Genomic DNA, 3599 nt, shown 5'->3' on the forward strand with positions numbered 1-3599 from the left:
ATGCCCAGCAGACGGCGCATGGCCACTGTCATTGCCGCTGCTCCTCAGCTGGTGGCGTGCCGGGTGGCGTCGGGCTGCGGTTGCCCATGAAGTAGGCGCCGAAGGCGCCGGCCAACGAGGCGAACACCGTGACGGCGTACAGGGCCAGCAAGATTTCGATGAGCTTGCCGTAGGCGGTTGTTGCTCCCGCCGACTCACCGCTGATCGCCATCAGTGCCGTGGCGTGAAGGGTGCTCGCGAACGAATCGGTCGGCCGATCGAACTCATACAGCAGTTCCCCTGCGGCGACCACCACGATCACCGTGATCATGCCCAGCCACGCCACCCGGTCGCTGAACAGCCGGCCCGCCGACCGTGAGGACCGCACGGTCGAGGAGAGCACCCGGCCGGTGCGCAGGAGGCGAAGCGAGCGCATCAGGCGAAGCACCCGCAGGAAGGGCAGGATCAGGAAGATCACCTGCCACCAGTTGCGGCGCAGGAACTTTCCCCGGTGCTCCGCCAGGCCCAGGCGGGCGATGAACTCGGTGACGAAGACTGCCCACAGCAGCCAGCCGGTCACCCTCATGGCGGTGTGCATCGCCGTTCCGGGCCTGGCCATGCGCTCGCCGATGACGACGAGCAGGAACAGCAGTCCCAGGGCGCTCATCACTGGCGTGAGCCGGTCCAGCAGCTCCTGGGCCAGGCGTTCACGCACAGAGTCGCGCTCGGAAGTTCGACCCACGTCAGCCACTCGCTCACTACGCCTTTCATGCGTCCGCGCTCCGCCTGGCCACAGGCCAGGGACCTGACCGTAATGCCCGGCTTATGCAGGATCGCGATGGGCATGCTCGACATTGTCCAGGGCGGTACCGGAGCCGTACTGGGAGCGGGAAATCACGCTGAAGCTGCCGTCCGTTTCCAGCACGACGGCTTGCACGTCCTCCATAGCGCCAACCCCTTGAGCACGGACGGCCTGCCTCACCTCATCGGGTGCCACCCGCTGACGCCTCATCGCTTCATGGAGCATGCGGCCCTGATGCAGCAGCACGGTTGGCTCGGCCTTCACCAGGCGCCGGACCATACCGGAGCGGACCGATGCCCAAGCGGTGAAGAACTGCAGCGCCACCAGCATGCCCAGGGCGGTGGCGCCTTCGAGGAGCGCGACTCGGCGGTTGAGCAGAATCGTTGCCAGGGCCGAGCCCAACGCCACGGTGACGACCAGGTCGAAGGCGTTCATCTTTGACAAGGCTCGCTTGCCGGACGCGCGGACCGCAGCGATCAGAATCAGATAGGCGAGGCCCGTCATGATCAAAACGCGGACGAGGTCATCCCAGGAGTCGAAGAGCATGTTCCCACTGCTACCCCCTTGGCCGGTCGTCCGCACAAGGTGCCGTACAGCGGTGGCGGCGGACGTGGAATGAGGGCGGTCCGCGAGTTCTGCGGACACAAGGACAGGCGTCACTGCCGAGGCTGAGCCAGAGGATTCGCGCAGGTGAAGGCGGCACTGGCCGAGGGGCCGGCCGCACGACGGCTGGGAGGACCAGCGGTGGACGCTGGCGCGGGTCAAGACGGTGATCGGCCGGCGCTTCCACCTCACTTACACCATCCAGGGCGTGCGGAAGCCACTGGTCCGCAACGGCTGGTCGTGCCAGGTGCCCGCCCGACCCGCCTTGGAGCGGGATGACGACGCGGTGGCCGGGTGGCTCCAAGGAGGCGGGGCCCTGCGCGGGAGACTCGCGGCGGCCTGTGGGGCCTGGCTCGTCTTCGAGGACGAAGCCGGTTTCTCCCTGACGTCGCCGCAGGCAAAGACCTGGTCGCAGCGCGGCCGAACCCGCCACCGTGTACCACGCCACGTCTGGCCATGACGAGCGGCCTGGTCGCGAAGCCGGCCGGACGGAAGCCAACCGCCCCTTGGTGAACGCCGCCGACTGGGCGTTTGCGGGCAGGCCGGTGTCGGCGTGGCCGGCAGCCGCATCCGGGGAAGGCGGCCGAGCGCTCGTCGTGGCTCATTGCGCCGTGTCGGGTGCACGGTCGGCGGCCTTGCGATAGAGAGCCAGGCCGGGGGCCGTGGTGATGCCGTGCACGACGGTGCTGGCGGCGACGATCAGTGTTCCGGCGGCCAGTACCAGGGGGTTCGCCCCGAGCCGGTGGGCCTCCATGGTCAGGTAGAACAGCGCCGAGACGCCGATGGGACCGAACCAGCCCAGGAAGACGGCGTCCCGCCAGGCCAGGGAGAGGGGCCGCTTGAGCGCGAGCAGGACCGGCAGCCTGCGCAGCAGCAGCACGCCCAGGACCAGCAGCAGTGCCCGCCACCATCCCAGCTCGCCCCACTCGCTCCAGGGGATCATCGCTCCCAGGACGGTGAACAGCGGCAGGACCATGAGGCGGTTGACCGCCTCGTCGATCTTGTTCTCGTCGGCGCGTTCGTTCGCCGAACTCGTCGCGTTGAAGGCCAGGCCGCTGACGAAGACGGCCAGGATGCCGTCGAGGTGCAGCAGACCGGAGGCGCCGAGCACGAACAGGGCGAGCAGGAGCGTGTAGATGAACAGGGGGCCTGACTCGACGGTGCGACGAACGTCGGCGGCGCGCAGGGCCTTCCCGCCCAGCCAGCCCGCCATCCCCCCGAAGGCAACCGCGCCCAGAACCTGCCACAGGGATTCCAGCAGTGCCTTGGTGCCGGTGAGGGGCCCGGCGATGGCCACGGCGGCGAGCACCAGGGGCAGGGCCAGTCCGTCGTTGGCACCCGATTCGAGGGAGAGGAGCTGCCTGGTCCGGGCGGTAATGCCCTTCTCGGCTGGTTCGCCGGTGATCACGCTGGAGGCGAGGACGGGGTCGGTGGGGGTCAGGGCCGCTCCCAGCAGCGCCGCCGCGCCGAAGCCGATGCCCAGGGCGGCGGCCGACACTGCCGTGGTGAGCAGCGCCATCCCCAGCATGGCTACGCCGAGAAGGACGGCCACCGGCCTGATCCGTGACCGTACGGCGCGGAACGGATAGCGCAGCGCCACGGCCATCACCGAGATCGCCAGCAGGATCCGGGAGGCCTCGTGCAGTTCCTTGTGTCCCTCCACCACGGTGGGAAGGTCGATGACCCCCAGCACGGCCGGACCGAAGACGATCCCGGTCAGCAGGGCCAGCAGCGGTCCGCTCAGCGGTAGCCGTTGGATGAGCGCGGAGAGCGCCGCCACCACGAGGGCGAGCGCACCAGCAACCGTCAGTAGAGTGTCCACCATGCCGCCTGACTTTCCCTTCCCCGTCAGGAGCATGTGTACCCGGACGCCCGATGCCCCGGACGGCCAAGCTGGTGACACTGCCCCGAAGAGCACTAGGGACTGTCTGCGGTTGTGATCAATGGGGTTTCAGGAGGCTGCGGATCCAGATGGTCGCTGCGCGGAGATGGAGTCCGGCGAGGTAGCTCTCAGGCGTCTTGTCGTAGCGGGTCGCGATGCCCCGCCAGTCCTTCATCTTGTTGATGGCCCGCTCAACCGTGTTGCGGTCGCGGTAGAGACCGGTGTCGTGGGTGACGGGCCTGCCGCCCCGGCTGCCTTTCTCTCTGCGGTTGGCGGCTTGGTCCTTCTTCTCCGGGATGACCGCCTTGATACGGCGTTTGCGCAGGTGGGCGA

Annotated in this window: 4 protein-coding genes and 1 pseudogene; 1 reads left to right on the forward strand and 4 read right to left on the reverse strand. The window is 68.5% G+C overall.

Going from position 1 to position 3599, the window contains the following annotated elements; all coding sequences use genetic code 11:
* Positions 1 to 28: 28 nt before the first annotated feature.
* Entirely contained in the window at positions 29 to 694 is a 666-nt protein-coding gene (locus KWI83_RS37510; RefSeq protein WP_218518842.1) for a hypothetical protein, read from the reverse strand.
* Between the two features lie 108 nt (positions 695 to 802).
* Positions 803 to 1327: a DUF421 domain-containing protein gene (locus KWI83_RS37515; protein ID WP_218518843.1), complete on the reverse strand. Its 525-nt coding sequence runs from the start codon at positions 1325 to 1327 to the stop codon at positions 803 to 805.
* A gap of 223 nt (positions 1328 to 1550) precedes the next feature.
* Here KWI83_RS37515 and KWI83_RS37520 point away from each other — a divergent pair, with 223 nt between their 5' ends.
* On the forward strand, positions 1551 to 1844 hold the full coding sequence (locus tag KWI83_RS37520) for a winged helix-turn-helix domain-containing protein (RefSeq protein WP_218518844.1): 294 nt from the start codon (positions 1551 to 1553) through the stop codon (positions 1842 to 1844).
* A gap of 141 nt (positions 1845 to 1985) precedes the next feature.
* Here the strand turns inward: KWI83_RS37520 and KWI83_RS37525 are convergent, their stop codons facing one another.
* Both KWI83_RS37525 and KWI83_RS37530 read right to left on the reverse strand, forming a co-directional pair.
* The gene (locus tag KWI83_RS37525) at positions 1986 to 3209 is read right to left on the reverse strand and encodes a cation:proton antiporter (RefSeq protein ID WP_218518845.1); all 1224 of its coding nucleotides are present in this window, start codon (positions 3207 to 3209) and stop codon (positions 1986 to 1988) included.
* Between the two features lie 115 nt (positions 3210 to 3324).
* Positions 3325 to 3599 (reverse strand): annotated as a pseudogene (locus KWI83_RS37530) (IS5/IS1182 family transposase); the annotation flags it as partial.

It is taken from the genome of Streptomyces sp. TRM70350 (assembly GCF_019219825.1).
GTDB lineage: Bacteria > Actinomycetota > Actinomycetes > Streptomycetales > Streptomycetaceae > Streptomyces.